The following is a 24581-nucleotide window of genomic DNA, read 5'->3' as shown; positions in this document are numbered from 1 at the left end:
GGGTTGGCTGGGTCGGCAAGGGGCGGCAGGTAGTGTTTCGGCGGGTGGGGTTCGCGCCGCATGCCCGGATTATGGTCATGCCGGGCGGGCCTGCACAGCGGTCACACCGCCCATGCACACCCATGCACGCCCATGCAGGCCCATGCAGGCCCGTGTAGGCCCCTGCACGGGCGTGGCGCCGCCCAGGTCGATAGAATCTTCGCTTCCTGCCTGCGCCGGGGGGCGATGCCGCCCGCCGCCTGCGCTGCCTGCACAGCCCCATCGAAGATCGCGTCCTCACATGTCTGCCAATCAACCAACGTCCGCCTCGCACAACCAGCTCGATACCAAGGCCCAGGCCTGGTCCGCTCTCTTCGAAGAGCCGATGAGCGATCTGGTCAAGCGCTATACCTCCAGCGTGTTCTTCGACAAGCGCCTGTGGCAGGCCGACATCACGGGCAGCCTGGCGCATGCCGAGATGCTGGCGGCCCAGGGCATCATCGCCGCCGCCGACCATGAAGCCATCCGCAAGGGCATGGCGCAGATCACGCAGGAAATCGAATCCGGCCAGTTCGAGTGGAAGCTCGACCTGGAAGACGTGCACCTGAACATCGAGGCCCGCCTGACCCAGCTGGTGGGCGACGCCGGCAAGCGCCTGCACACGGGCCGCAGCCGCAACGACCAGGTGGCCACCGACGTGCGCCTGTGGCTGCGCGGCGAGATCGACCTCATCGAAGGCCTGCTGGGCGAGCTGCAGCTGTCCCTGGTCGAAGTGGCCGAGAAGAACGTGGACGTGATCCTGCCCGGCTTCACCCACCTGCAGGTGGCCCAGCCCGTGAGCTTTGCCCACCACCTGCTGGCCTATGTGGAAATGTTCAAGCGCGACGCCGAGCGCATGCTGGACCTGCGCCGCCGCGTCAACGTGCTGCCGCTGGGTAGCGCCGCCCTGGCCGGCACCACCTACCCGCTGGACCGCGAGCGCGTGGCCCGCACCCTGGGCATGGAAGGCGTCTGCCAGAACTCGCTGGACGGCGTCAGCGACCGCGACTTCGCCATCGAATTCACCTCGGCCGCCAGCCTGTGCATGGTGCACGTGAGCCGCCTGTCCGAAGAGCTGATCATCTGGATGAGCCAGAACTTCGGCTTCATCCGCATCGCCGACCGCTTCACCACGGGCTCGTCGATCATGCCGCAGAAGAAGAACCCCGACGTGCCCGAACTGGCGCGCGGCAAGACCGGCCGCGTGGTCGGCCACCTGATGGGCCTGATCACCCTGATGAAGGGCCAGCCCCTGGCCTACAACAAGGACAACCAGGAAGACAAGGAGCCGCTGTTCGACACGGTGGACACCCTGAAGGACACGCTGCGCATCTTCGCCGAGATGATCGGCGGCCAGGCCGACCCGGCCACGGGCGGCAAGAAGGGCGGCATCACCGTCAACGCCGAAGCCATGCGCGCCGCCGCGCTCAAGGGCTACGCCACCGCCACCGACCTGGCCGACTACCTGGTCAAGAAGGGCCTGCCCTTCCGCGACGCGCACGAGACCGTGGCCCATGCCGTCAAGCTGGCCTCGCAAAAGGGCGTGGACCTGACCGAGCTGCCGCTGGCCGAACTGCAGGCCTTCAATCCCGGCATCGAGGCCGATGTCTTCGAGGCACTCAGCCTGGAAGGCTCGCTCAATGCGCGCAACACCCTGGGCGGCACGGCGCCGGCCCAGGTGCGCAAGCAGCTGGCAGGCCACCAGGCGCGCTTGAATGCACGCCTGAACGCGCGCCTGGGCTGATCCCCCCGTTCGCCGGAGCCACGCCATGACATCCTCCCGCCGCCAACTGCTGACGGGGGCGCTGCGCGCCGCCGGCGCAGTGACCGCCGTTGCCGCCTCGTCCGCCCTGGCCCCGCTGGCCTGGGCCCAGCCGGGGCAGGCCATTCGCATCCTCGTGGGCTTTCCGCCGGGCGGCGGCACCGATGCCATCGCGCGCCTGCTGGCCGACCGGCTCAAGGACGTGCTGGGCACCACGGTGCTGGTGGACAACCGCCCCGGCGCGGGCGGCCAGATCGCGGCGCAGCAGCTCAAGGCGGCTGCGGCCGATGGCCACACGCTGTTCCTCACGCATGACCACACCATCTCCATCCTGCCCCAGGTGGTGAAGAAGCCGGGTTTCGACCCAGGTCATGACTTCGTTCCCGTGGCCGGCTTTGCCACCTTCGTGAACGCGCTGGCGGTCTCCGCCAGCACGCCGGCGCGCAACCTCGCCGAGTATGTGGAGTGGGTGCGCCAGGGCGCAAAGCGCGGCAGCCTCGGCATACCCGCGCCCGCGTCCACGCCGGAATTCCTGGTCAGGCTGCTGGGCGAGCACTACAGGCTGGACCTGGTGGCCGCGCCCTACCGGGGCAGCGCGCCCATGCTGGCCGACATGCTGGGCAACCAGATCCCGGCCGGCATCGCCTCGGTGCAGGACTTCATGGAAAACCACAAGGCCGGCAAGCTGCGCGTGATCGGCGTGCTGGGCACGCGCCGCCAGGCCACCATGCCCGAAGTGCCCACGCTGGCCGAGCAGGGCGTCAAGGGCTTCGAGGACACGCCCTACTACGGCATCTACGCGCCGCGCGGCACGCCCCAGGCCTTCATCGACCGCTTCTCCGCCGCCGTGGCCACCGTGCTCAAGCAGCCCGACGTGCACGAGCAGCTCACCGCCCTGGGCCTGACCGTGGGCCACATGCCGCCCGCCCAGTTGGCCGAGCGCGAGCAGGCCTATACCCAGGTCTGGAAACGCATCATCCAGACCAGCGGCTTCCAGCCGCAGTAAGACAGGCGGACTGCGGGGCGACAGCCTCCGCGGCCGGCAGGCGCTGTGAACCGGCAAGCGCTGTGTCTTGGTGCTGCCATCGCCGGGGTTGGCAGCGCGGCGTGTGGCGCGAATCCTTGTGATCAGACATATATGACGCCCTTGTGCGCCGATGTCTTACAGATGGATACACCGCAGACCCGGTTCCGGGCACCCGCAGCAGGGCCTGCAGCGGATGCGGGCCGGTATCATCCCGCGCAGTGGTTTTCAGCCGCAGCGGATGCGGCCCTGCATTCGGCGCATGCGGGCGGCGGGCATCTGCCTCGTTGCAGCCCTTGCCGCCGAGCCCTGCCGCAGCGCAGGGCTTTTCATTTGCAGCCTGTGCACCGTGCACGGCGCGCGCCGCAGCGCTGAAAGCCTGCTCATTCCAAGAAAACACCGGGCCATCTGAGCCCGACAGAAGGGATTGCCATGGGGGTGCTTCGCACGACAGCGATCAAGGGGTTCCAGAGTCCGCCGGCGCACGGCCGGCCCTGGGGCAGGTGGGGTTTGGGCCTGCTGCTGGGATCGGCGGCGCTGGCGGCGCAGGCCGTGGGCGTGCGCCAGTTCAGCCCGCAGGGAGAGGTGGCCAAGGTCGAGCAGGTGGTGGTGCAGTTCGATGGCACGGCCGTGCGCTTTGGCGACCCCAAGGCCGCCGCGCCAGTCACGCTCAGCTGCAGCGATGCGGCGGCCACCCAGGGCACGGGCCGCTGGAACAGCGACCGCGAATGGGTGTTCGACTTCAAGCAGGCCCTGCCGCCCGGCGTGCGCTGCACGGCCCAGCTCGTGGCCGGCTACAAGTCGCCTGCGGGCACGGCCGTGACGGGCGCTGCCAGCTACCAGTTCCAGACCGGCGGCCCGGCCGTGCTGGACATGGCACCCGACACCTATGAACAGATCGACGAGGAGCAGTACTTCGCGCTGCGCCTGTCGGGCCCGGCCACCGTGCAAAGCCTGCAGCAGCACATGTGGTGCACGGCCGAAGGCGTGGGCGAGCGCATTCCCGTGCGCCTGATCGAAGGCAAGGAGCGCGACGAGCTGCTCAAGCACCGCGGCTGGGACAAGGCCGCTGCCAAGAACCCGCTGCAGTACGCCACGCTGGCCTGCAACCGCCGCCTGACGGCGGGCACGACCATGAAGCTGGTCTTCGGCGCCGGCATTGCCACGCCCAACGGCGTGGCCAGCCGCCAGGACAAGCGCTTCGAGTACCGCGTGCGCGAGCCCTTCGCCGCCGAGTTCAGCTGCGAGCGCGAGAACGCCCAGGCCGCCTGTCTGCCGATCCGTCCCATGCGCCTGCGCTTCAATGCCCCCGTGCCGCGCAAGCTGGCCGAGGGCATCCGCCTGAGCAGCGGCGCCTCCAAGGTGGCGCCCGTGATCGACAGCGAATACGGCGAAAAGCTCAGCGAGGATTCGCTGGTGCAGAACCTGAGCTTCCCGGCCACCATGCAGGCCCAGGCGCGCTACACGGTGGAGTTGCCTCCGCAGTTCAAGGACGCGGCAGGCCGCAGCCTGAGCAATGCCGACATGTTCCCGCTGCAGGTGGCTACGGGCGCGCTGCCGCCGCTGGCCAAGTTCGCGGCCTCGCCCTTCGGCATCGTCGAGCGCTATGCCGAAGGCCCGGACGGCCCGGCCCTGCTGCCCGTGACGCTGCGCAATGTGGAGTCCGAGCTGGCCACCAGGTCCCTGGATGCCAGCCGCGTGAGCACCAAGCAGCCCGGCAGCGATGCCGAGATCATCGCCTGGATGCGCCGCGTGGCGGACTACGAGTCCTCCGACATGGACCGCAAGCGCGCCTCGCGCGATATCAAGGGCCCGCTGCCGCCCGTGATCGACAACGAAAACCGTGACTATGTACAGACGCGCATGCTGTCGCTGCTGGCCGGCCAGGGCGACGTCAAGACGCTGGAGCTGCCCAAGCCCGTCAAGGGCGATCCGCGCCCCTTCGAGGTGGTGGGCATTCCGCTCACGCCGGGCTTTCATGTGGTCGAGATCGCCTCGCCGCTGCTGGGGCAGTCGCTGCTCGATGAGCGCTACGGCTCGGCGCGCAGCATGTATGTGCGCACCTCGGCCCTGGTGACCAACCTGTCCGTGCACTTCAAGCTTGGCCGCGAGAACGCGGCCGCCTGGGTCACCACGCTGGACAAGGGCCAGGCCGTGGCCAATGCCAGGGTCCAGGTCTCCGACTGCAATGGCAAGGTGCTGACCTCGGCCACCACCGATGCCAGCGGCGTGGCCCGCCTGGACGGCCTGTCGCCCGAGCCGCCCCAGTGCACGGGCGGTGTCGGCTACCGCTCGCCGGCCTACTTCGTCAGCGCGCGCGCCCAGGGCAAGGACGGCCAGCAGGAGCTGGCCTTCACCTGGAGCGACTGGCAGCGCGGCATCGAGTCCTGGCGCTTCAACGTGCCCACCAGCCGCAGCGCCCAGCGCGACGAAGTGGCCCACACCATCTTCGACCGCACGCTGCTGCGCGCCGGCGAGACCGTGTCCATGAAGCACCTGATGCGCACCCAGACCGGCATCGGCCAGGGGCAGGGCGGCTTTGCGCTGCCCGAGCAGCGGCCCACGCAACTGGTCATCACCCATGAAGGCAGCGGCCAGCAGTACACGCAGCCGCTGCAGTGGCGTTCCACGGGCACGGGCGGCCTGAGTGCGGAAAACAGCTTCTCCGTGCCCAAGGGCGCCAAGCTGGGTTCGTACTCCGTGGAGCTGCGCGGCGAGGGCAACGGCTCGCGCGGGCGCAACAACCGCTTCGGCACGGGCAGCTTCCGTGTCGAGGAATTCCGCCTGCCCGTGCTCGAAGGCCGTGTGGGACCCGAAGGCAAGCAGGCCCTGGTCGGCGTCTCCAGCCTGCCGGTGCAGGTGCAGGTGAACTACGTCTCCGGCGGCCCGGCCGCCAATTTGCCGGTGCGCGTGTCCGCCCTGGTGCGTTCCACCTGGATGGACCGCAGCGACTGGCAGGGCTTCAGCTTCTCGGCACCGCGCAGCGCCCAGGACACGGGCCAGAGCGATGACGAGGAGGCCTCGGCCTCCCAGGACAGCAAGGTGGTGGCCGACAAGCTGCCCGTGACGCTGGACCGTGAAGGACTGGGCAAGCTCAAGATCGAGAACCTGCCCAAGCTGCGCGAGCCGCGCGAGCTGCTGATCGAGGCCACCTATGCCGACCCCAATGGCGAGGTGCAGACCCTGCGCAGCACGCAGATGCTGTGGCCCGCGGCCATCGTGGCCGGCGTGCGCGCCGAAAGCTGGATCACCACGGGCCGCAAGCTCCAGTTCCAGGCGCTGGCCCTGGGGGTGGACGGCAAGCCCCAGGCCGGCGTGCCGGTCAAGGTGGAGGCCATCTCCCGCGTCACCACCAGCAGCCGCAAGCGCCTGGTGGGGGGCTTTTACAGCTACGACAACCAGACCGCGCTCCAATCCATGGGCACGGTGTGCACGGGCAACAGCGATGCCCAGGGCATGGTGCAGTGCGAGGCCCAGCTGTCGCAGCCCGGCGAGGTCGAGCTGATCGTCACCGCCTCCGACAAGGATGGCCGGCCCGCCCAGGCCGCCTCCAGCGTCTGGGTCACGCGCCAGGGCGAGCTGTGGTTCGGCGGCGAGGACCATGACCGCATGGACGTGCTGCCCGAAAAGCGCAGCTACGAGCCCGGCGAGACCGCGCGCTTCCAGGTGCGCATGCCCTTCCGCTATGCGACGGCCCTGGTCGCCGTGGAGCGCGAAGGCATCGTCAGCACCCAGGTCATGCAGCTCAATGGCCAGAACCCCACCGTGGAGCTGAAGGTCCAGCCCGACTGGGGGCCCAACGTCTACGTGAGCGTGCTGGCCCTGCGCGGGCGGCTGCGCGAGGTGCCCTGGTACAGCTTCTTCACCTGGGGCTTCAAGGCGCCGCGCGAATGGTGGAATGCCTTCTGGCACGAGGGCAAGGAATACATCGCGCCCACGGCCCTGGTCGATCTGTCCAAGCCCGCCTACCGCCTGGGCATGGCCGAGATCCGCGTGGGCACCAAGGCCCATCGCATCGACGTCAAGGTCACGGCCGACCAGGCCAGCTACCAGGTGCGCGGCACCGCCAAGGTCACCATCAGCGCCACGCTGCCCGACGGCAAGCCCGCCGCTGGCGCCGAGGTGGCCCTGGCGGTCGTGGACCAGGCCCTGCTGGAGCTCATGCCCAACACCAGCTGGCAGCTGGCCGACGCCATGCTGCGCCGCCGCGAGTGGGGCGTGCAGACCTCGACCGCGCAGATGGAGGTGATCGGCAGGCGCCACTACGGCCGCAAGGCCGTGGCCGCTGGCGGCGGCGGTGGCCGCAGCCAGACGCGCGAGCTGTTCGAGACGCTGCTGCTGTGGAATCCGAGCGTGGTGTTGGACGCCCAGGGCAAGGCCCAGGTCAGCGTGCCGCTCAACGACTCGCTGACCACCTTCCAGGTGGTGGCGGTGGCCGACCATGGCGTGTCGATGTTCGGCACGGGCCAGGCGCCCATCCGCACGGCCCAGGACCTGCAGATCATCAGCGGCCTGCCGCCGCTGGTGCGCGAGGAGGACCAGTTCCGTGCCATGGTCACGCTGCGCAACACCTCGGCCAAGGCCATGAAGGTGCAGGTCACGCCGCGCGCCACGCTGCTGGAGCTGGCAGCGCAGAACGTGGAGATTCCCGCGGGCGAGGCGCGCGAGGTGGGCTGGAACGTCACCGCCCCGGCCCAGCTGGGCCAGACCCGCGCCGAGTCGCTGATCTGGGAGATCGAGGCCCGTGACACCGCAGGTGGAGACAAGCCCGCCAGCGACAGGCTGAAAGTCAGCCAGCGCATCATCCCGGCCGTGCCGCTGACGGTGCAGCAGGGCACGCTGATGCAGGTCGATGGCAGCATCAACCTGCCCGTGCAGCTGCCGGCCGACGCGCTGGCCGGCCGCGGCGGCCTGCGCATGTCGCTGGCGCCCAAGCTGGCCGAAGGCCTGCCGGGCGTGCGCGACTGGTGGGCGCGCTATCCCTACAGCTGCCTGGAGCAGGTCACCAGCAAGGCCGTGGGCATGAGCGACGCCACGCTGTGGCAGTCCACCATGGGACAGCTGCCCAGCTACCTGGACAGCGACGGCCTGGCCAGCTACTTCCCGCTGGCCGGCGACGGCTCGGGCCGTGCGGCCCGCGGCAGCGATACGCTGACGGCCCACCTGCTCAACCTCTCGGCACTGGCGCAGGGCGTGGACAAGCGCTTCGTGCTGCCGGCGGCCGAGCGCGAGCGCATGGAAAACGGCCTGATCGCCTTCGTCGAAGGCCGCATCCAGCGCAGCTTCTGGAGCCCGCGCAAGGACCTGGACATGCGCAAGCTGGCCGCCATCCAGGCGCTGGCGCTGACGGGCCGCGCCAATCCGCGCATGCTCGACAGCATCACCATCGCGCCCAACGACTGGCCCACGCATGCCGTCATCGACTGGGTGGCCCTGCTCAAGCACATGCGCGAGCTGCCCCAGCGCGAACAGCAGCTGGCCCAGGCCCAGCAGATCCTGCGCGCCCGCCTGAGCTACCAGGGCACGCGCGTGGCCTTCAGCAACGAGCAGGACGACCAGTGGTGGTGGCTGATGCAGGGCCCCGAGGTCAACCTGGCCCGCCTGATGCTGGTCAACATGGACGACCCGACGTGGAAGGAAGAGCTGCCGCGCCTGGCCAACGGCTTCATCTCGCGCCAGAGCAATGGCGCCTGGGGCACGACCACGGCCAACCTGTGGGGGTCGCTGGCACTGCAGCGCTTCTCGCAGCAGTTCGAGGCCACGCCCGTGACGGGCGCCACCCAGGCGGCTTTGGGCGCGTCCCAGGCCCGCGTGGAGTGGAGCCAGGTCACGCGCATGCGCGCCAGCGACAGCGAGGGCGCGGCGCACCAGGCGTCCAGCTTCGGCGCGACCACGGTGGTCGGCGGCCTGCGCAACAACACCATGTTCCTGCCCTGGAGCGCGGTGGGTGATGCCCGCAAGGGCCAGCTGACGGTGACCCAGCAGGGCACCGGCAAGCCCTGGCTCACGCTGCAGTCTGTGGCGGCCGTGCAGCTGAAGGCGCCGTTCAGCGCCGGCTACACCGTCAAGCGCACGGTCAAGCCCGTGGAGCAGGCCGACAAGAGCCTGCCCGCAGGCCAGTACTCGCGCGGCGACGTGCTGCGCGTCACGCTGGAGGTGCAGGCCCGCACCGACATGACCTGGGTGGCCATCACCGACCCCGTGCCCACGGGCGCCACCATCCTGGGCGGCGGTCTGGGGCGCGACTCGGAGATCGCCTCGGGCGGCGAGCGCGCAGAAGGCGCGGGCTGGCTGGCCTATGAGGAGCGCAGCTTCGAGGCCTACCGCGCCTACTACCAGTACCTGCCCAAGGGCAATACGCGCGTGGAGTACACCGTGCGGCTGAACAATGCCGGCGACTTCGCGCTGCCGCCCACGCGGGTGGAGGCGCTGTATGCGCCCGAGATGTTCGGCGAGGCTCCCAACGCCCGCATCAAGGTGGGCGACAAGCGCTGATGCAGCGTTGATGGCGCCCTGACAAGGGGGCGGCCCTGCGGCCTATGATGGCTGCAGGACCGCCCCCTTTTTTCATCACCCTCCGCTCCATGGCACAAGTCATCCTCTCCCCGGTTCCCGCGGGCAGCGCCCTGCAGGACCGCCTCAAGACCGCCTATTTCCACGACAGCTACCAGCTGCAATTGCCGGACGACGGCAGCAGCCCCATGGCGCTGTACCTGCGCTGCGTGGGCCGCACGCCGGGCTGGATCGACTTTCTGATGCGCCTGCGCAACCGCGTGGTGGCGCCCTTCGGCATCAAGGACCTGGGCACGCTCAGCGGCGTGGACGCGCAGCGCGCCGCATCCAGCTACCGCGTGGGCGACCGCGCCGGCATCTTCCGTGTCCATGCCCTGAGCGACAGCGAAGTGGTGCTGGGCGACAGCGACAGGCACCTGGACGTGCAGGTCTCCCTCATGCGGCTGCCCGGCCCCGAGGGCGCGCCGTCCGCCACCTTCACCGCCGCCATGTCCACCGTGGTCCATGTGCACAATGCCCTGGGCCGTATCTACATGCTGGGCGTGGCGCCGGCGCACCGCGTCATCGCCCCGGCCGTGGTGGCCAGGCTGGCCGGCTGACCTGGCCTGAAGGCATCACGTCAGCAAAACGGAAGCCTTCAGGGCCTGCGTCCGACGCGGGCAGACGCGAAGAGTCACGATACTTGCGGCCTTTGCCCGGCGGACATACCCCGAGCAGGGAACGCGGCCCGCCCCACAAGGGCAAGGCCGCCACCATTGCGAATCGGTTCCCGGGCACACCATTGATCACAAGAGAGAGAGGGTCTATGCCAGACATGAACACCGATCCCCGCACGGCGCCACCGGCGGCTCCGCCACCGGATGCGCCGCAGGCGGCCACGCCATCGCCTGCAGAGCCTGCACCGCGCATCACGTTCTCGGGCCCCGTCGTCATTCCTTCCCTGCTGGTGCTGGGCCTGCTGCTGCTGTACTGCGGCTTCATGCCCGACAGTGCCGACCGGCTGTTCTCCAGCGCCCAGGCCTGGGTGGTGGGGCACATGGACTGGTTCTATGCCGTCTCGGTCACGCTGTTCCTGGTCTTTCTGATCTTCGTCGCGTCCAGCCGTTTCGGTGATATCCGCCTGGGTCCCGATGATGCGGAGCCCGAGTTCAGCTTCATCTCCTGGACCGCCATGCTGTTCGCCGCCGGCATGGGCATCGGCCTGATGTACTTCGGCGTGGGCGAGCCGCTGCAGCATTTCCTCAAGCCGCCCACGGCCGTGCCTTCCACGCCGGCCGCCGCACGCGAGGCCCTGCAGTCCACCTTCTTCCACTGGGGCTTCCATGCCTGGGCCGTCTACGGGACCATGGGCCTGGTGCTGGCCTACTTCGGCTTTCGCTACAACCTGCCGCTGACCATGCGCTCGGGCCTGTACCCGCTGCTGGGCAAGCGCATCAACGGCCCCATCGGCCACAGCGTGGATGCCTTCGCGCTGGTGGGCACCATCGCGGGTATCGCCACCACGCTGGGCTACGGCGCGCTGCAGCTGGCCGCCGGCCTGCACACCCTCACGGGCTGGGACACCTCTGCGGCGGCTTTCCGCATCGCGGTCATCGTCATCGTGGTCTGCCTGGCCGGGCTGTCGGCCGTCTCGGGCCTGGACAAAGGGGTGCGGCGCCTGAGCGAGTTCAACCTCATGCTGGCCTTCATCCTGCTGGCCTTCGTCATCGTCGCCGGGCCCACGGTCTTCCTGTTCGAGGCGCTGAGCGAGAACATCGGCAACTACGTGTCTGGCCTGGTGCAGCTGTCGTTCCGCACCTTTGCCTACGAGCCGCCCAGCCAGGAAGGCTGGTTCGGCGGCTGGACCATCCTCTACTGGGCCTGGTGGATCTCCTGGTCGCCCTTCGTGGGCATGTTCATCGCACGCATCTCGCGCGGGCGCACCATCCGCCAGTTCGTGACCGGCGTGCTGCTGGTGCCCACGGCCTTCAACCTGCTGTGGATGACGGCCTTCGGCAACAGCGCCATCTGGATAGACACCCACGTGGCCATGGGCGCGTTGGGGCAGACGGCCTCGAACGTGGATGCGCTGCTGTTCCGCTTCTTCGAGTACCTGCCCTGGTTCAAGCCCGTGGCCTGGCTCACCATCGTGCTCATCGCGGTGTTCTTCGTCACCTCGGCGGACTCCGGGGCCTTCGTGGTGGACAACATCGCCTCGCGCGGCCATGCGCGTTCGCCGGTCTGGCAGCGGCTGTTCTGGGCTGCCGTGCTGGGCGCGACAGCCATGGTGCTGATGCTGGCCGGCGGCCTCAAGGCGCTGCAGGCCATGACCCTGGTGGCGGCCCTGCCGGTGGCCGTCATCATGCTGGCGCTGTGCTACGGGCTGTGGCGCGGCCTGCTGGCCGACCGCGCGCACTTCTCGCCCGACCTGGCTCCGGCCACCAGCTTCTGGAGCGGCCAGCACTGGCGCAAGCGCCTGGAGCAGATCGTGCACCAGCCCTCGCGCGCCGATGTGCGCAGGTTCCTGGCCGGCGTGGTGCTGCCCGCCATGAACGAGGTGGCAGCCGAAATGCACAAGCGCGGCGTCGAGGCGGTGGTCACCGAGGACCTGGACGGCGAGGGCGCCGTGCGCCTGACCGTGCCCGATCCCTCGCTGCGCGACTTCGTCTACGGCGTGCGCGCCACGCGCCGCACGGTGCCCACCTTCCTGGTGAGCGAGGCGGCCAACGAGCAGGAGCGCCGCCATGTCTACGAGCCCATCACGTTCTTCGAGGACGGACGCCTGGGCCACGACATCCAGTACCTGCGCAGCGAGGAAGTCATCGCCGACATCCTGCGCCACTACGAGCGCTACCTGTCGCTGAGCGCCGACCAGCGCACGCATCTGCTGAACCGGGCGCCGGGCCACAGCTGAGCCGTGCCTGGCAGCGCCGCCGTCGCGGCACCCCGGGCCTTTGGGTAAACACCGGGGTGCCAGCCGGCGGCCGCCTGCGGATACTGGGCGCTGCCATGCAGCTCGAATACTCTACCCATTCGCAGGAGCCACGCCATCGTTTCGACTACTGGCACGAGGTGGTCTGCCGCCACTGCATCCCTGCCGACAGCCACCGCGCGCAGGGGGATGGTGCAGGTCCCGGCGGCTTCGGGGCCACGCTGTCCGTGCGGTCCCTGGGACTGCTGGAGATCAGTGCCATGTCGGCGCCCAGCCACCGCTGGGTGCGCAACGCAGCCCACCTGCGCCTGCATGCCCGCGATGAGCTGTGGCTGGGCTATCTGCTCCAGGGCCAGGCCGAGGTGCGCCAGGGCGGGCAAGTGGCCCGGCTGAGTGCGGGCAATCTGGTGCTTTATGACGCTGCGCAGCCTTTCGAATTCTCGGTGGCGCCCCGCGATATCCTGCTGATGCGCATTCCGCGCAGCGAATTGTTGAATCGCTTTGCCCGTGCACCCTTGCACGCGGGCCGGGCGCTGCATGGCCATGCCCCGGCCGTGGCGCCGCTGCGGGCCATGCTCGGCGAGGCCATGGCCATGCCGCCTGCGCCGCACGGTGATGCCTTGGCGCAGCGCTTCGGCATGGCGCTGCTCGACGTGCTGGCCCTGGCGCTGGAGATGCAGGAAATGGCCGTGCAGCCCCGCGCGGAAAGGGACCTGCATGGCCGCATCCAGGCGTTCATCCAGGACAACCTGGGCTCGCCCGAGCTGTCGCTGCAATGGCTGGCGCAGCAGCACAACGTCTCGCCGCGTACCGTGACGCGGGCCTTTGCGCGGCACAACCAGACGCCCATGGGCCTGGTATGGCAGCTGCGGTTGCAGGCCAGCCGCCAGGCCCTGATGCAGGGGCGCTGCTCCAGCGTGACCGAGGCGGCCTTCGCGCATGGGTTCTCCGATGCGGCGCACTTCAGCCGAGCCTTTCGCAAGGCGTTCGGCTGCACGCCCCGCAGCCTGCTGGCCGCCTGAGCAAGGTCGCTGACCCTCACGAACAAGCGTCGGCGCCGCCGGCTCCCTAGCATGGGCCTGCCGTGCGTCCCGTGCGGCTTTTCCAGTGCAACAACGGTGGCGCCCCGGAGCCGGGCGCCGGGAGACATGCCATGAACGACAGCGAACTGCACCATCTCGAACTGCTGGAGGTGGGGTGCGAGATCCAGTCCCGCCGCATTTCCTCGGAAGAGGTGACCCGCCACATGCTGGCGCGCATCGAGGCCGTGGACGCGCGGCTGCACAGCTACGTGACGGTGATGGCGCAGCAGGCGCTGGAGGACGCCCGCCGCGCCGACGCCGAGATCGCGCAGGGCCGCCGCCGCGGTGCGCTGCACGGCGTGCCGCTGGCGCTCAAGGACCTGCTGTGGACCCGGGGCGTCCCCACCACGCATGGAATGACGCTGCACCGCGACCATCGCCCCACGGAAGATGCCACCGTGGTGCGCAGGCTGCGCGAGGCCGGCGCCGTCATCTTGGGCAAGCTGCAGCAGACCGAAGGCGCCTTCGCCGACCACCATCCCGAGATCACTGCCCCCGTCAACCCCTGGGGCGCCCAGCTATGGCCCGGGGCCTCGTCCAGCGGCTCGGGCGTGGCCACGGCGGCGGGGCTGTGCTTCGGATCGCTGGGCACGGACACCGGGGGCTCCATCCGCTTTCCATCGGCCGCCAACGGCATCACGGGGCTCAAGCCCACCTGGGGCAGGGTGAGCCGCCACGGCGCCTTCGAACTGGCCGCGTCCCTGGACCACATAGGCCCGATGGCGCGCAGTGCCGCCGATGCCGCAGCCATGCTCGCGGCCATCGCCGGGGCGGACCCGCTGGACCCTACGGCCAGCCAGTGCAGCGTGCCCGACTATCTGGCCATGATGACGCGCGGATTCTCCGGCCTGCGCCTGGGCATGGACCGGCAATGGGCACTGGACGGCGTGGATGCCCCCTCCCGCCAGGCGGTGGAGCAGGCCCTGGCGGTGGCGCAGCGCCTGGGTGCCAGCGTGCAGGAGGTCCGCTTTCCCGATGCCACCCAGGCGGTGGAGGACTGGCCAGCGCTGTGCGCGGTGGAGACAGCCGTGGCGCACGGCGCCACTTTCCCTGCACGGCGCGAGGCCTATGGCCCCGGGCTCGCCGGGCTGATCGACCTGGGGCTGGGCCTGTCTGCCACCGACTACCAGCGGCTGCTGCTGCGCCGCGCGGACTTCACGGGCCGGGTGCGTGCACTCTTCGCGCAGGTGGACCTGCTGCTGGTCCCCGCCACGGCCTTTGCGGCCCCCACGCTGCAGCGCATGGCGCATTTCGGCTCCGATGCCGAGCTGTTCTCGGGCATGCTGCGCTACACCTGCCCGTTCGACCTGACGGGCAGCCCCACGATCACGCTGCCCGGCGGACGCACTCCCGAGGGCGCGCCCGTGGCCTTCCAGTTCGTGGCCCCCGACTTCCGCGAAGACCTGCTGGTGCGCGCGGGCTGGGCGTTCCAGCAGGCCACGGACTGGCACAGATGGCACCCTGCTGCCTGAGCTGCCTGAGCTGCCTGAGCTGCCTGAGCTGCCTGAGCTGCCTGAGCTGCCTGAGCTGCCTGAGCTGCCTGAGCTGCCTGAGCTGCCTGAGCCGCCAGTCCGGTGGCGCGACACGGGCCTGTCACACAGCCTTCCTAGACTGGCGTGATGTCCTTGATCGAGATGGAAGGTGTTGCCAAGTCCTGGGGCGGCACCACGGCACTGCAGGCGCTGGATCTGCGCATTGAACCCGGATCCTTTTGCGTGCTGCTCGGTCCCTCGGGCTGCGGCAAGTCCACCACGCTGCGCATCATCGCGGGCCTGGAAAGCGCCACCTCGGGCCGCGTGCGCATCGATGGGCAGGATGTCACCCAACTGCCGCCCGCTCGGCGCGGCATTGCCATGGTGTTCCAGAACTACGCGCTGTTCCCGCACCTGACGGTGGCGCAGAACATCGGCTTCGGCCTGTCCGTGCGCAAGGTCCCGGCGGCCGAGGCGCGCCGGCGCATCGACGAGGCCGCTGCGCTGCTGGGCCTGGACGCGCTGCTGGCGCGCCGGCCCGGCCAGCTGTCGGGCGGCCAGCAGCAGCGCGTGGCGCTGGGCCGCGCCCTGGTGGCCCGCGCCCGGGTCTGCCTGATGGATGAGCCGCTGTCCAACCTCGACGCCCAGCTGCGCCAGGAAATGCGCACCGAGCTGCGCGAGCTGCAGCGGCGCCTGGGCCTGACCGTGGTCTATGTCACGCACGACCAGGCCGAGGCCATGGGCATGGCCGACCAGGTGGTGCTGCTCAGCCAGGGGCGCGTGGAGCAGTGCGCCGCGCCCCAGGAGATCTACCGCCGGCCCGCCACCACCTTTGCCGCGCGCTTCATCGGCACGCCGGCCATGAACATCGCGCGCCTCGACGGCCTGCTCATCGCGGGCAGCCATGCCAGCGCCGCGCCCGCCGGCCTGCAGCAGCCGGGCCAGGCGCGCTGGCTGGGCGTCAGGCCCGAGGACATGCGCCTGTCGCTCCATGGCGATGTCGGCAGCGGCCCCGTGGTCGCTGCCGACATCGAGAGCCTCGAATACCTGGGCGCCGACCTGGTGCTGCGCTGCCGCGTGGGCAGCGAACAACTGATGGTGCGCACCGCTGGCAGCCAGCTCGGCGGCCTGCAGCCGGGCCAGCTCGTGGGCCTGCGCTGGGCGCGCGAGGCCACGCATTTCTTTGACGAACAGGGGCGACGCTGCGCGGCCTGAGGCCGTGGCACCGCTCCTATCTTCCTCCGCAGTTCCACCGTTTCAGCCGTTCCGGCTTTCGCACCCGAAGCACCTTCCAGGAGAGTCCGCCATGCAACGCCATGCCTTCCTCAAAACCCTCGCAGCCGCTGCCGCCCTGGCCGCCACGGGCCTGCTGCACACCGCCAGCGCGCAAACGCCGCTGGAGGTGCCGTTCTACTTTCCCGTGGCCGTGGGCGGCCCCATCACCAAGGTGATCGACGGCTATGCGGCCGAGTTCAACAAGGCCCATCCGCAGTACCGGATCACGCCCGTCTATGCGGGCACCTACCAGGAGACCATCGTCAAGGCGCTGACGGCCCACAAGTCGGGCAAGCCGCCGGCCACCTCGGTGCTGCTGTCCACCGACATGTTCACGCTGATCGACGAGGACGCCATCGCCCCCATCGACGACTTCGTGAAGACCGATGCCGACCGGGCCTGGCTCAAGGGCTTCTACCCGGCCTTCATGGCCAACAGTCAGGCGGGCGGCAAGACCTGGGGCGTGCCCTTCCAGCGTTCCACCGTGGTCATGTACTACAACAAGGAAGCCTTCAAGGAAGCCGGCCTGGACCCGAACAAGGCGCCGCAGAACTGGAAGGAGCTCAAGGAAGCCGCCCACAGGCTGACGAAGAAGGACGCCAGCGGCAAGGTCGTGCAGTACGGCATCCAGATCCCGTCCACCGGCTTTGCCTACTGGATGCTGCAGACGCTGACCACGCCCAATGACGTGCTGCTGGCCAACGAGGCAGGCACCCAGGTCACGCTGGACAGCCCCAAGGTAGTGGAGGCGCTGGACTTCTGGGTGGGCCTGGTCAAGGAAGGCGTGCACCCTGCCGGCGTGGTGGAGTGGGGCACGACGCCCAAGGACTTCATGGAAAGGAAGGCCGCCATCATCGTCACCACCACGGGCAACCTGACCAATATCCGTGCCAATGCCAAATTCGACTTCGGCGTGGGCCAGATCGCAGGCAACGTGCGCAAGGGCTCGCCCACGGGCGGGGGCAACTTCTACCTGTTCAAGAAGGCGCCCCGGGAGCAGCAGGAGGCGGCCTTCCAGTTCATGAAGTGGGTCACCCAGCCCCCGCTGGCCGCGCAGTGGAGCATGGACAGCGGCTACGTGGCCGTCTCGCCCGCCGCCTATGACACGCCCGCGCTCAAGAAGTACGGCCAGGACTTCCCGCAGGCCCTGGTGGCGCGCGACCAGCTGCCCGTGTCGGTGGCCGAGTTCTCCACGCATGAGAACCAGCGCGTGACCAAGGTGCTCAACGACGCCGTGCAGGCCGCCCTCAACGGCAGCAAGACCTCGGCCCAGGCCCTGCAGGATGCGCAAAGGGAGGCCGACCGCATCCTGCGCCGCTACAAGTGATGGCCTCGCGCCGTTGACCGCATGAGCCACGCTTCCTCCTCTTTTGCGAGCGGCCGCCAGGCCGTCCATGCCTGGCTGATGCTGCTGCCGGCGCTGGTGCTGCTGGTGGCTTTCACGCACTGGCCGGCCGTGGCCACGCTGATCGACAGCCTGCATGCCACGCCGCGCGGCGGCCAGCCGGGGCCATGGGTGGGGCTGGAGAACTACGCCGTCATGTTGGACGACCCGGTGTTCTGGCAGGCCGTGCGCAACAACCTGTGGTTTGCGGCGGCCACGATTCCGCTGTCCATGGCGCTGGCGCTGGCCATGGCGCTGTGGGTCAACGAGAGGCTGGCCGGCCGCGCCTTCGTGCGCATGGCGTACTTCACGCCCACGGTGTTGCCCATGATTGCCGTGGCCAACATCTGGCTGTTCTTCTACACACCGCAGTACGGGCTGCTGGAGCAGCTGCGCGGCGCACTGGGCCTTCCCGCGCACAACTGGCTGGGCGATCCCTCCACGGCGCTGGCCTGCGTGACCGTGGTGGCGGTGTGGAAGGAGGCGGGCTTTTTCATGATCTTCTACCTGGCCGCGCTGCAGACGCTCAATCCCAGCCTCAAGGAGGCGGCGGCCATCGAGGGGGCCTCGCGCTGGTACTTCCTGCGCCGCGTGCAGTGGCCGCTGCTGATGCCGACCACGCTGTTCGTGCTGGTCAATGCGGTGATCAATGCCTTCCGCCTGGTGGACCACCTCTTCATCCTCACGCGCGGCGGGCCGGACAACGCCTCCACGCTGCTGCTCTATCACCTGTACGAAGTGGGCTTCAAGTTCTGGGACACGGGCTATGCGGCGGCCATCACCGTGGTGCTGGTCGTGGTGCTTGCGGCCGTGGCGCTGCTGCAGTTCTTCGTGCTCGACAAGAAGGTGCACTACCAATGAGCGCCGCACCCGTTGCCCCGCGCCATGCGCCGCCCGCGCTGTACGGCGCCACCTGGCTGGACACGCTGGCCGCCTGGCTGCTGGCCCTGCTGTGGATACTGCCGCTGGCCTATGCGTTCTGGACGGCCTTCCATCCGCCCGAATACTCGGCACGCTTCGACCTGGCCGCGCCCTGGACGCTGGAGAACTTTCGCCGTGCCTGGCAGGCCGCGCCCTTTGCGCGCTATTTCCTGAACACGGCCGTGCTGGTGGCCATGATCCTGGCGGCCCAGCTGGTGCTGGGCACGCTGGCCGCCTATGCCTTTGCACGCTACCGCTTTCGCGGCCAGGGCCTGGCCTTTGCGCTGGTGCTGGTGCAGCTGATGATCATGCCGGACATCCTGCTGGTGGCGAACTACCAGACCGTGTCGCGACTGGGCGCCGTCGATACGCTGCTGGGCATAGGCCTGCCGTACTTCGCATCGGCCTTTGCGATCTTTTTGCTGCGCCAGACCTTCCTGGGCATTCCCCGGGAACTGGACGAGGCCGCGCGGGTGGAGGGTGCCAGCACCCTGCAGATCCTGTGGCGCGTCTACGTGCCGCTGGCGCGGCCCGTGTACCTGGCGTTTGCGCTGGTGTCGGTGAGCTTTCACTGGAACAACTTCCTGTGGCCGCTGATCATCACCAACAGCGTGCAGACGCGGCCGCTTACCGTGGGGCTGCAGGTGTTCTCCAGCGTGGAGTCTGGCGTGGAATGGGCCACCATCACGGCCGCCACGCTGATGAGCTCGGGCCCGCTGCTGGTGGCCTTCGTGCTGTTCCAGCGCCAGTTCGTGCAGAGCTTCATGCGTGCGGGGATCAAGTGACGGCGGTGCTAAAGTCACTCTTCCCTGCTTTCAATGCCGAGGTTCACCATGTCCGGACCCGCTAGCGCCGGCCTGTTCATCTACGCCAAGCAGCCCGACAGGCTGGCGCTGTTCTACATGGAGGTGCTGGCCATGCGCATGCTGCACCACACGAGCGAGCTCATGGTGCTGCAGTCGCCGGACCTGCAACTGGTGCTGCACGCCATTCCCGAGGCGATTGCGCGGCACATCACCATCACCGAGCCACCCCAGCCGCGCGAGAACGTGGCCATCAAGTTCTTTGCCACCGTGAAAAGCTTTGCGGCCGTGCGCCCCCTGGTCATCGCCCATGGCGGCCAGCTGTGGGAGCAGTCCTGGCAGGGCCCGGGCTTTCGCGTGTGCAACGCCATGGATCCCGAAGGCAACCTGTTCCAGCTGCGCGAGCCGCTGCCCGCATGATGCAGATCCTCACCTGGAACACCCAATGGTGCCTGGGCCTGGACGGCCGCATGGACCCGGAGCGCATCGTGGCGCATGCGCTGTCCATGGCCGATATCGACGTGCTGTGCCTGCAGGAAATCGCCATCCACTATCCGGGCCTGCAGGGCGCGCCCGGCGACCAGGTGGAGCAGGTGCGCGCGGCCCTGCCCGAAGGCTGGAAGGTCTTCTTCGGCGCGGCCGTGGACGAATTCACGGCCGTGGGCCGGCAGCGCTTCGGCAACCTGGTGGCCACGCGCCTGCCTGCTCTGCAGGTGGCCCATCACCGCCTGCCGTATCCGCACGATGGCGGCGTGCGCAGCATGCCGCGCTGCTGCACGGCAGTGACCGTGATGGATGCCGCACTGGGCCCCGTGCGCGTGATGAGCACCCACCTCGAATATTTCTCGCGCCGCCAGCGCATGGCCCAGGCGCTGGCGCTGCGTTCCCTGCAGATCGAGGCCCTGGGCCAGGCCGAGGCGCCGCCCCAGCCAGCCAGCGACGGCTCGCCCCAGCAGACCAAGCCGCACACGCCGCATGCCGTGCTCTGCGGCGACTTCAACTTCGAGCCGCACGAGGACGAATACGCCCGACTGTCCCGGCCTTGGGCGGCCGGCGAGGAAGGCGCACTGAGCGCCGGCCAGTGGCACAACAGCTGGAGCGTGCTGCACCCGGACCAGCCCCAGCCGCCCACCTTCCGGTTGTTCGACCGCCAGTGGGGTCCCGAGCCCGGCGCCTGCGATTTCGCCTGGGTCAGCGACAGCCTGCGCGGCCATGTGCGTGGCTGGGCCGTGGACAGCGACACAAGGCTCTCGGACCACCAGCCCGTGCTGCTGCAGCTGGATTGATCCAGGTCAGGGTCCGCCGCCAAGCCGGCCTTCGCCTACAGACAGTGTGGCGGGCCTGCTCCAAGGTCATGGGGACTGTTTTGAAGGAGCATCCATGAGCCCCAATCCGCTGTCCACGATTCTTCACCGCACCTGGTGGGTACTGCTGCTGCGCGGCCTGGTCGCCATCGCCTTCGGCGTGCTGACCTGGGCGCAGCCGGCGGTATCGCTGGCGGCGCTGGTGCTGACCTTCGGCGCCTTCACCTTCGTCGATGGCCTGCTGGGCGTGTATTCGGCCATCCAGGGGCGCGACCAGATGCGCCATTGGTGGGTGCTGCTGCTGTGGGGCCTGGCCGGCGTGGTGGTGGGCGTGCTCACCGTGGTCGCGCCCGGCGTCACGGCCCTGGTGATGACGCTGTACATCGGCGCCTGGGCCCTGGTCACGGGCCTGCTGCAGATCGTGGCGGCCGTGCGGCTGCGCAAGGAGATCACGGGCGAGTGGCTGCTGATCCTGGGCGGCGTGCTGTCCGTGCTGTTCGGCGCCTTCGTGCTGGCCCAGCCGGGCGCGGGCATGATGGCCATGCTCTGGGTGCTGGCCACTTATGCGGTGGTCTTCGGCGTGCTCATGGTGCTGCTGTCCTTCAAGCTCAAGAAGGGCATACGCCATTCTTCCTGAGCCGCTGGCCCAAAGGCGGACAATGCCGGCTCCATGATCGAATCCCGGCGACCTTCCCCCTTCATGCGTCTTCCCCGCGCGGCCCTGGCGGCCGCGCTGCTGTTCGCGGCGGCCGGTGCCGCCCAGGCGCTGCCCAGCTTTTCCGAAGTCCGCGAAGGCCACCGCTCCTCCGAGACCGAACTGCTCTCGCGCGAGGGCGAGGTGCTGCAGCGCCAGCGCACCGACGCCAGCGTGCGCCGTGGCGACTGGGTAGCCCTGGCCGACATCTCTCCCGCGCTGCGCACGGCCCTGGTGCTCAGCGAGGACAAGCGCTTCTACGAGCACAGCGGCGTGGACTGGGCGGCCGTGTCCGCCGCCGCCTGGGGCAACCTCTGGAACCAGCGCACGCGCGGCGCCAGCACCATCACCATGCAGTTGGCGGGCCTGCTGGACGGCGACTGGCGCCAGGGCCCGGGCGGGCGCAGCGTGGTGCAGAAACTGGGCCAGACCGTCTCTGCCCAGGTGCTGGACCGGCGCTGGCGCAAGGACCAGATCCTGGAGGCCTACCTGAACCTGGTGCCCTTCCGGGGCGAGATCGTGGGCATCGATGCGCTGTCGCGCACCCTGTTCGGCAAGGCCGCGCACGGGCTGGACGCGCGAGAGGCCGCCATTGCCGCCGCCCTGGTGCGTGCCCCCAACGCCTCGCCCGAGCGCGTGGGCCGGCGCGCCTGCGGCGTGCTGCAGTCGCTGGCGCCCGAGGATGCGGCGGCGCGCGACTGCACGGCCATGGAACTGCTCACCGCCAGCGTGCTGCTGCGCCGGCAATGGGCGGCCAGCGAAGGCCAGGCCCCCCACCTGGCGCGCCGCCTGCTGGCCGAGCCGCAGTCCAAAGGCCAGGCCCGCGTGCGCTCCACGCTGAGCGCGCCCGTGCAGCGCTTTGCCGTGCAAAGCCTGCAGCAGCAGTTGCGCGAGCTGCAGGGCCGCAACGTGGAGGACGGCGCCATCGTCGTGCTGGACAACGCCACGGGCGAGGTGCTGGCCTGGGTGGGCTCGTCGGGCGAATTGAGCCAGGCGGCCGAGGTGGATGGCGTCACGGCCATGCGCCAGCCCGGCTCCACCCTCAAGCCCTTTCTCTATGCCCAGGCGATTGCCGAGCGGCGGCTGACGGCGGCCTCGCTGATCGAGGATTCATCGGCCCACATTCCCACGCAGAACGGGCTCTACATCCCGCAGAACTACGACCGGCGCTTCAAGGGCTGGGTCTCGGCGCGCACGGCGCTTGCGTCGTCGCTCAACGTGCCGGCCGTGCGCACCCTGGTCATGGTCACGCCCGATGCCTTCTTCTCGCAACTGCAGCGCCTGGGCCTGCCGCTGCGCGAAAGCGGCGGCTACCACGGCTTCAGCCTGGCGCTGGGCAGTGCCGAGGTGCCGCTGCTGCAGCTCACCAACGCCTACCGCGCCCTGGCCAACGGCGGGCAGCTGACGCCCGTGCGCTGGGCGGTGCAGCCCACGGGCGCGGGGTCCGCAGCGCAAAAGCCGGCTGCGCCCGTGCAGGCCATCGACGCACGCGCGGCCTTCATCGTGGGCGACATCCTGTCCGATCCCATGGCGCGCGCGCCCACCTTCGGCACCGACAGCGTGCTGGCCACGCGCTTCTGGTCGGCCGTCAAGACCGGCACCAGCAAGGACATGCGCGACAACTGGGCCGTGGGCTGGTCGCAGCGCTACACCGTGGGCGTGTGGGTGGGCAATGCGCGCGGCGAGGCCATGCACTCGGTCAGCGGCACCAGCGGCGCGGCACCTGTCTGGGCCGCCGTGATGGGCTTCCTGCACGCCCACACGCCCAGCCGCGCGCCCAAGGCGCCGGCGGGCGTGCTGCAGCAGGCCGTGCGTTTCGGCCCCGATGCGTCGGGCCTGCCGCTGGAGAGCGCGCGCAGCGAATGGTTCGTGGCGGGCACGCAGCAGAGCCTGTTCGCCATGGCGGGCAGCGGCCTGCCTGCCGCATCCGCATCAACACGCGGGACTTCGGCCGCCTCGCCCGTGCGCATTGCGCGCCCGGCCAACGGCACCATCCTCGCGCTGGACCCCGACATTCCGCCAGACCGCCAGCGCGTGCAGCTGTCGGCTCGCCCGGCAGGCACGGCCGCCACGCAGGAATGGCAGGACGCCAGCCTGCGCTGGCGCATGGTCAGTGCTGCCGCGCCCGGCGCGGCCGAGCCGCCGCCCAAGGAGATCGGCCGGGGGGCTGCCGCCGCCTGGATGCCCTGGCCCGGCCGCCACCGGCTGGAACTGGTCGATGCCAAGGGACAGGTGCTGGACAGCGTGCAGGTGGAGGTGCGCGGCGCCGGCGTGGTGGCTTCGCGCGCGGGCGGGCGCTGAACGCCGCAGTGCGGCCCCAGGGCAGCCTCAGGGCAGCATCAGGGCCGAGCCCGTACGAAGCGCTGCTCGGTCACGGTCTCGCCCCATTGCTGGCCCGGCCATTCCTCGGCCAGGGTGAAGCCTGACGATTCGTAGAGCCGGCGTGCCGCATCCAGGCCGCTGAACGTCCACAGTTGGGTGGCCTCGAAGGCCTGCTGGTCGCAGAACGCCAGGGCCTGCTGCAGCAGCTGGCGCCCCGTGCCGGCGCCGCGCAGGCCGTCGTCCAGGATGAACCAGCGCAGGTGCGCCTGGCGGTCCTCGGGGTGCTTGGCCAGGTCTTCGCCATCGATGGCCACGGAGCCCATGACGCGGTCGCCGTCCAGCGCCGTCCACAGCTGGTTGCAGGGTTTGTCCAGCCGGCTAGCGAACTCGGCCAGGCCGCTGGCCACGCGGCTTTCGAAGAAGACGCCGAAACCTGCGTGGCGTGCATAGAAGCGCGCATGCATTTCCACGATGCGGCCGATGCAGCCGGGCCGGTATCCGGGCAGGACCTGTATCTGCGCGGGTGCGGGCAGGGGCTCCTCCTGCCGATGCGCCTGCAGTGCCTGGGCGTAGAGGGCCAGCCCGCGCGAGACCGCCTGTTGCTGCGGCGGCTGCATGCGGTCCAGCGCGGCCGTCACCTGCTGGCGCCCGAAGGCCTCGATGGCGGCCAGCGTGCGCCGGCCCTTGGCGGTGAGGGCCAGCCGCTTGACGCGGCCGTCCTCGCCATCGGCGGTTTCCTTCAGCTCGCCGGCCTCCACCAGCTTGCGCACCATGCGGCTGACGCTGGATTTCTCCAGCCCCAGCGCCTGGGCCAGCTGCGAGGCCGCCATGGACCCCTGCGCGCCGATCTCCAGGATGGCGTGCACGGCCGAGGGCGGATAGTCCGTGGCCGCCAGCGTGGCCTGCATGAAGCCCAGCTCGCGCACCATCTGGCGCGAGGCGGCGCGGATGTCGTCCACCAGGGAAAGATCGTGCTGCGGCATGGGTGCTCCTTGGGGCCGTGCAGGGTTTGAATATGGTTGCATGGTACAACCATAAATGCCGCTGCGCATCTGTTGATGCAGCGATGCATACCCCAGGCGCAAAAAAGCCGCCC

16 protein-coding genes are annotated in these 24581 nt (G+C 69.6%); 15 read left to right on the top strand and 1 reads right to left on the bottom strand.

Annotation, left to right across the window (positions count from 1 at the left end):
- Positions 1-280 precede the first annotated feature (280 nt).
- The 15 genes from argH (at position 281) to pbpC (ending at position 23464) form a co-directional block, all read left to right on the top strand.
- Positions 281-1762, top strand: coding sequence for an argininosuccinate lyase (gene argH / locus GRX31_RS25735; protein WP_016445811.1), 1482 nt, complete (start codon positions 281-283; stop codon positions 1760-1762).
- A 25-nt stretch (positions 1763-1787) separates the two neighbouring features.
- The gene (locus GRX31_RS25730; RefSeq protein WP_160855519.1) at positions 1788-2786 is read left to right on the top strand and encodes a Bug family tripartite tricarboxylate transporter substrate binding protein; all 999 of its coding nucleotides are present in this window, start codon (positions 1788-1790) and stop codon (positions 2784-2786) included.
- A 450-nt stretch (positions 2787-3236) separates the two neighbouring features.
- Positions 3237-9299, top strand: coding sequence for an alpha-2-macroglobulin family protein (locus GRX31_RS25725; protein WP_160855517.1), 6063 nt, complete (start codon positions 3237-3239; stop codon positions 9297-9299).
- 89 nt (positions 9300-9388) lie between these two features.
- On the top strand, positions 9389-9916 hold the full coding sequence (locus GRX31_RS25720) for a DUF2867 domain-containing protein (RefSeq protein ID WP_160855515.1): 528 nt from the start codon (positions 9389-9391) through the stop codon (positions 9914-9916).
- A gap of 206 nt (positions 9917-10122) precedes the next feature.
- Complete coding sequence (locus tag GRX31_RS25715; protein WP_026062436.1) at positions 10123-12210, top strand: BCCT family transporter; 2088 nt, start codon at positions 10123-10125, stop codon at positions 12208-12210.
- Between the two features lie 95 nt (positions 12211-12305).
- Positions 12306-13250: a helix-turn-helix domain-containing protein gene (locus GRX31_RS25710; protein WP_016445818.1), complete on the top strand. Its 945-nt coding sequence runs from the start codon at positions 12306-12308 to the stop codon at positions 13248-13250.
- Positions 13251-13381: 131 nt separating this feature from the next.
- Entirely contained in the window at positions 13382-14782 is a 1401-nt protein-coding gene (locus tag GRX31_RS25705) for an amidase (RefSeq protein ID WP_160855513.1), read from the top strand.
- A 147-nt stretch (positions 14783-14929) separates the two neighbouring features.
- Entirely contained in the window at positions 14930-15997 is a 1068-nt protein-coding gene (locus GRX31_RS25700; protein WP_160855511.1) for an ABC transporter ATP-binding protein, read from the top strand.
- Between the two features lie 91 nt (positions 15998-16088).
- Positions 16089-17384 carry an ABC transporter substrate-binding protein gene (locus tag GRX31_RS25695; RefSeq protein ID WP_160855509.1) on the top strand — a complete coding sequence of 432 codons (1296 nt, stop codon included), beginning with the start codon at positions 16089-16091 and terminating at the stop codon, positions 17382-17384.
- A 21-nt stretch (positions 17385-17405) separates the two neighbouring features.
- Positions 17406-18302, top strand: coding sequence for a carbohydrate ABC transporter permease (locus GRX31_RS25690; protein WP_160855507.1), 897 nt, complete (start codon positions 17406-17408; stop codon positions 18300-18302).
- Complete coding sequence (locus tag GRX31_RS25685) at positions 18299-19147, top strand: carbohydrate ABC transporter permease (protein ID WP_160855505.1); 849 nt, start codon at positions 18299-18301, stop codon at positions 19145-19147. Before GRX31_RS25690 ends, GRX31_RS25685 begins: the two co-directional genes overlap by 4 nt.
- Before the next feature lie 48 nt (positions 19148-19195).
- On the top strand, positions 19196-19585 hold the full coding sequence (locus GRX31_RS25680; RefSeq protein ID WP_047217395.1) for a VOC family protein: 390 nt from the start codon (positions 19196-19198) through the stop codon (positions 19583-19585).
- Entirely contained in the window at positions 19582-20451 is an 870-nt protein-coding gene (locus tag GRX31_RS25675; protein WP_160855503.1) for an endonuclease/exonuclease/phosphatase family protein, read from the top strand. Before GRX31_RS25680 ends, GRX31_RS25675 begins: the two co-directional genes overlap by 4 nt.
- Before the next feature lie 94 nt (positions 20452-20545).
- Entirely contained in the window at positions 20546-21106 is a 561-nt protein-coding gene (locus tag GRX31_RS25670) for an HdeD family acid-resistance protein (protein ID WP_012207099.1), read from the top strand.
- A gap of 33 nt (positions 21107-21139) precedes the next feature.
- Positions 21140-23464: a penicillin-binding protein 1C gene (gene pbpC, locus GRX31_RS25665; protein WP_160855501.1), complete on the top strand. Its 2325-nt coding sequence runs from the start codon at positions 21140-21142 to the stop codon at positions 23462-23464.
- A 38-nt stretch (positions 23465-23502) separates the two neighbouring features.
- On the opposite strand, the gene GRX31_RS25660 is transcribed toward pbpC, so the two are convergent.
- Positions 23503-24468, bottom strand: a complete 966-nt coding sequence (locus tag GRX31_RS25660) for a bifunctional helix-turn-helix transcriptional regulator/GNAT family N-acetyltransferase (RefSeq protein ID WP_160855499.1) — start codon at positions 24466-24468, stop codon at positions 23503-23505.
- Positions 24469-24581 lie beyond the last annotated feature (113 nt).

It is taken from the genome of Delftia sp. CH05 (assembly GCF_009827015.1).
Classification (GTDB): Bacteria; Pseudomonadota; Gammaproteobacteria; order Burkholderiales; family Burkholderiaceae_C; genus Comamonas; species Comamonas tsuruhatensis.
Note: the sequence above shows the minus strand (reverse complement) of the source record. Positions and strands in the feature narration are given on the sequence as shown.

Bases quoted from the DNA above. Each gene is read 5' to 3' on its own strand.
- argH (WP_016445811.1), top strand. From the start codon at position 281: ATGTCTGCCAATCAACCAACGTCCGCCTCGCACAACCAGCTCGATACC.
- GRX31_RS25730 (WP_160855519.1), top strand. From the start codon at position 1,788: ATGACATCCTCCCGCCGCCAACTGCTGACGGGGGCGCTGCGCGCCGCC.
- GRX31_RS25725 (WP_160855517.1), top strand. From the start codon at position 3,237: ATGGGGGTGCTTCGCACGACAGCGATCAAGGGGTTCCAGAGTCCGCCG.
- GRX31_RS25720 (WP_160855515.1), top strand. From the start codon at position 9,389: ATGGCACAAGTCATCCTCTCCCCGGTTCCCGCGGGCAGCGCCCTGCAG.
- GRX31_RS25715 (WP_026062436.1), top strand. From the start codon at position 10,123: ATGCCAGACATGAACACCGATCCCCGCACGGCGCCACCGGCGGCTCCG.
- GRX31_RS25710 (WP_016445818.1), top strand. From the start codon at position 12,306: ATGCAGCTCGAATACTCTACCCATTCGCAGGAGCCACGCCATCGTTTC.
- GRX31_RS25705 (WP_160855513.1), top strand. From the start codon at position 13,382: ATGAACGACAGCGAACTGCACCATCTCGAACTGCTGGAGGTGGGGTGC.
- GRX31_RS25700 (WP_160855511.1), top strand. From the start codon at position 14,930: ATGTCCTTGATCGAGATGGAAGGTGTTGCCAAGTCCTGGGGCGGCACC.
- GRX31_RS25695 (WP_160855509.1), top strand. From the start codon at position 16,089: ATGCAACGCCATGCCTTCCTCAAAACCCTCGCAGCCGCTGCCGCCCTG.
- GRX31_RS25690 (WP_160855507.1), top strand. From the start codon at position 17,406: ATGAGCCACGCTTCCTCCTCTTTTGCGAGCGGCCGCCAGGCCGTCCAT.
- GRX31_RS25685 (WP_160855505.1), top strand. From the start codon at position 18,299: ATGAGCGCCGCACCCGTTGCCCCGCGCCATGCGCCGCCCGCGCTGTAC.
- GRX31_RS25680 (WP_047217395.1), top strand. From the start codon at position 19,196: ATGTCCGGACCCGCTAGCGCCGGCCTGTTCATCTACGCCAAGCAGCCC.
- GRX31_RS25675 (WP_160855503.1), top strand. From the start codon at position 19,582: ATGATGCAGATCCTCACCTGGAACACCCAATGGTGCCTGGGCCTGGAC.
- GRX31_RS25670 (WP_012207099.1), top strand. From the start codon at position 20,546: ATGAGCCCCAATCCGCTGTCCACGATTCTTCACCGCACCTGGTGGGTA.
- pbpC (WP_160855501.1), top strand. From the start codon at position 21,140: ATGATCGAATCCCGGCGACCTTCCCCCTTCATGCGTCTTCCCCGCGCG.
- GRX31_RS25660 (WP_160855499.1), bottom strand. From the start codon at position 24,468: ATGCCGCAGCACGATCTTTCCCTGGTGGACGACATCCGCGCCGCCTCG.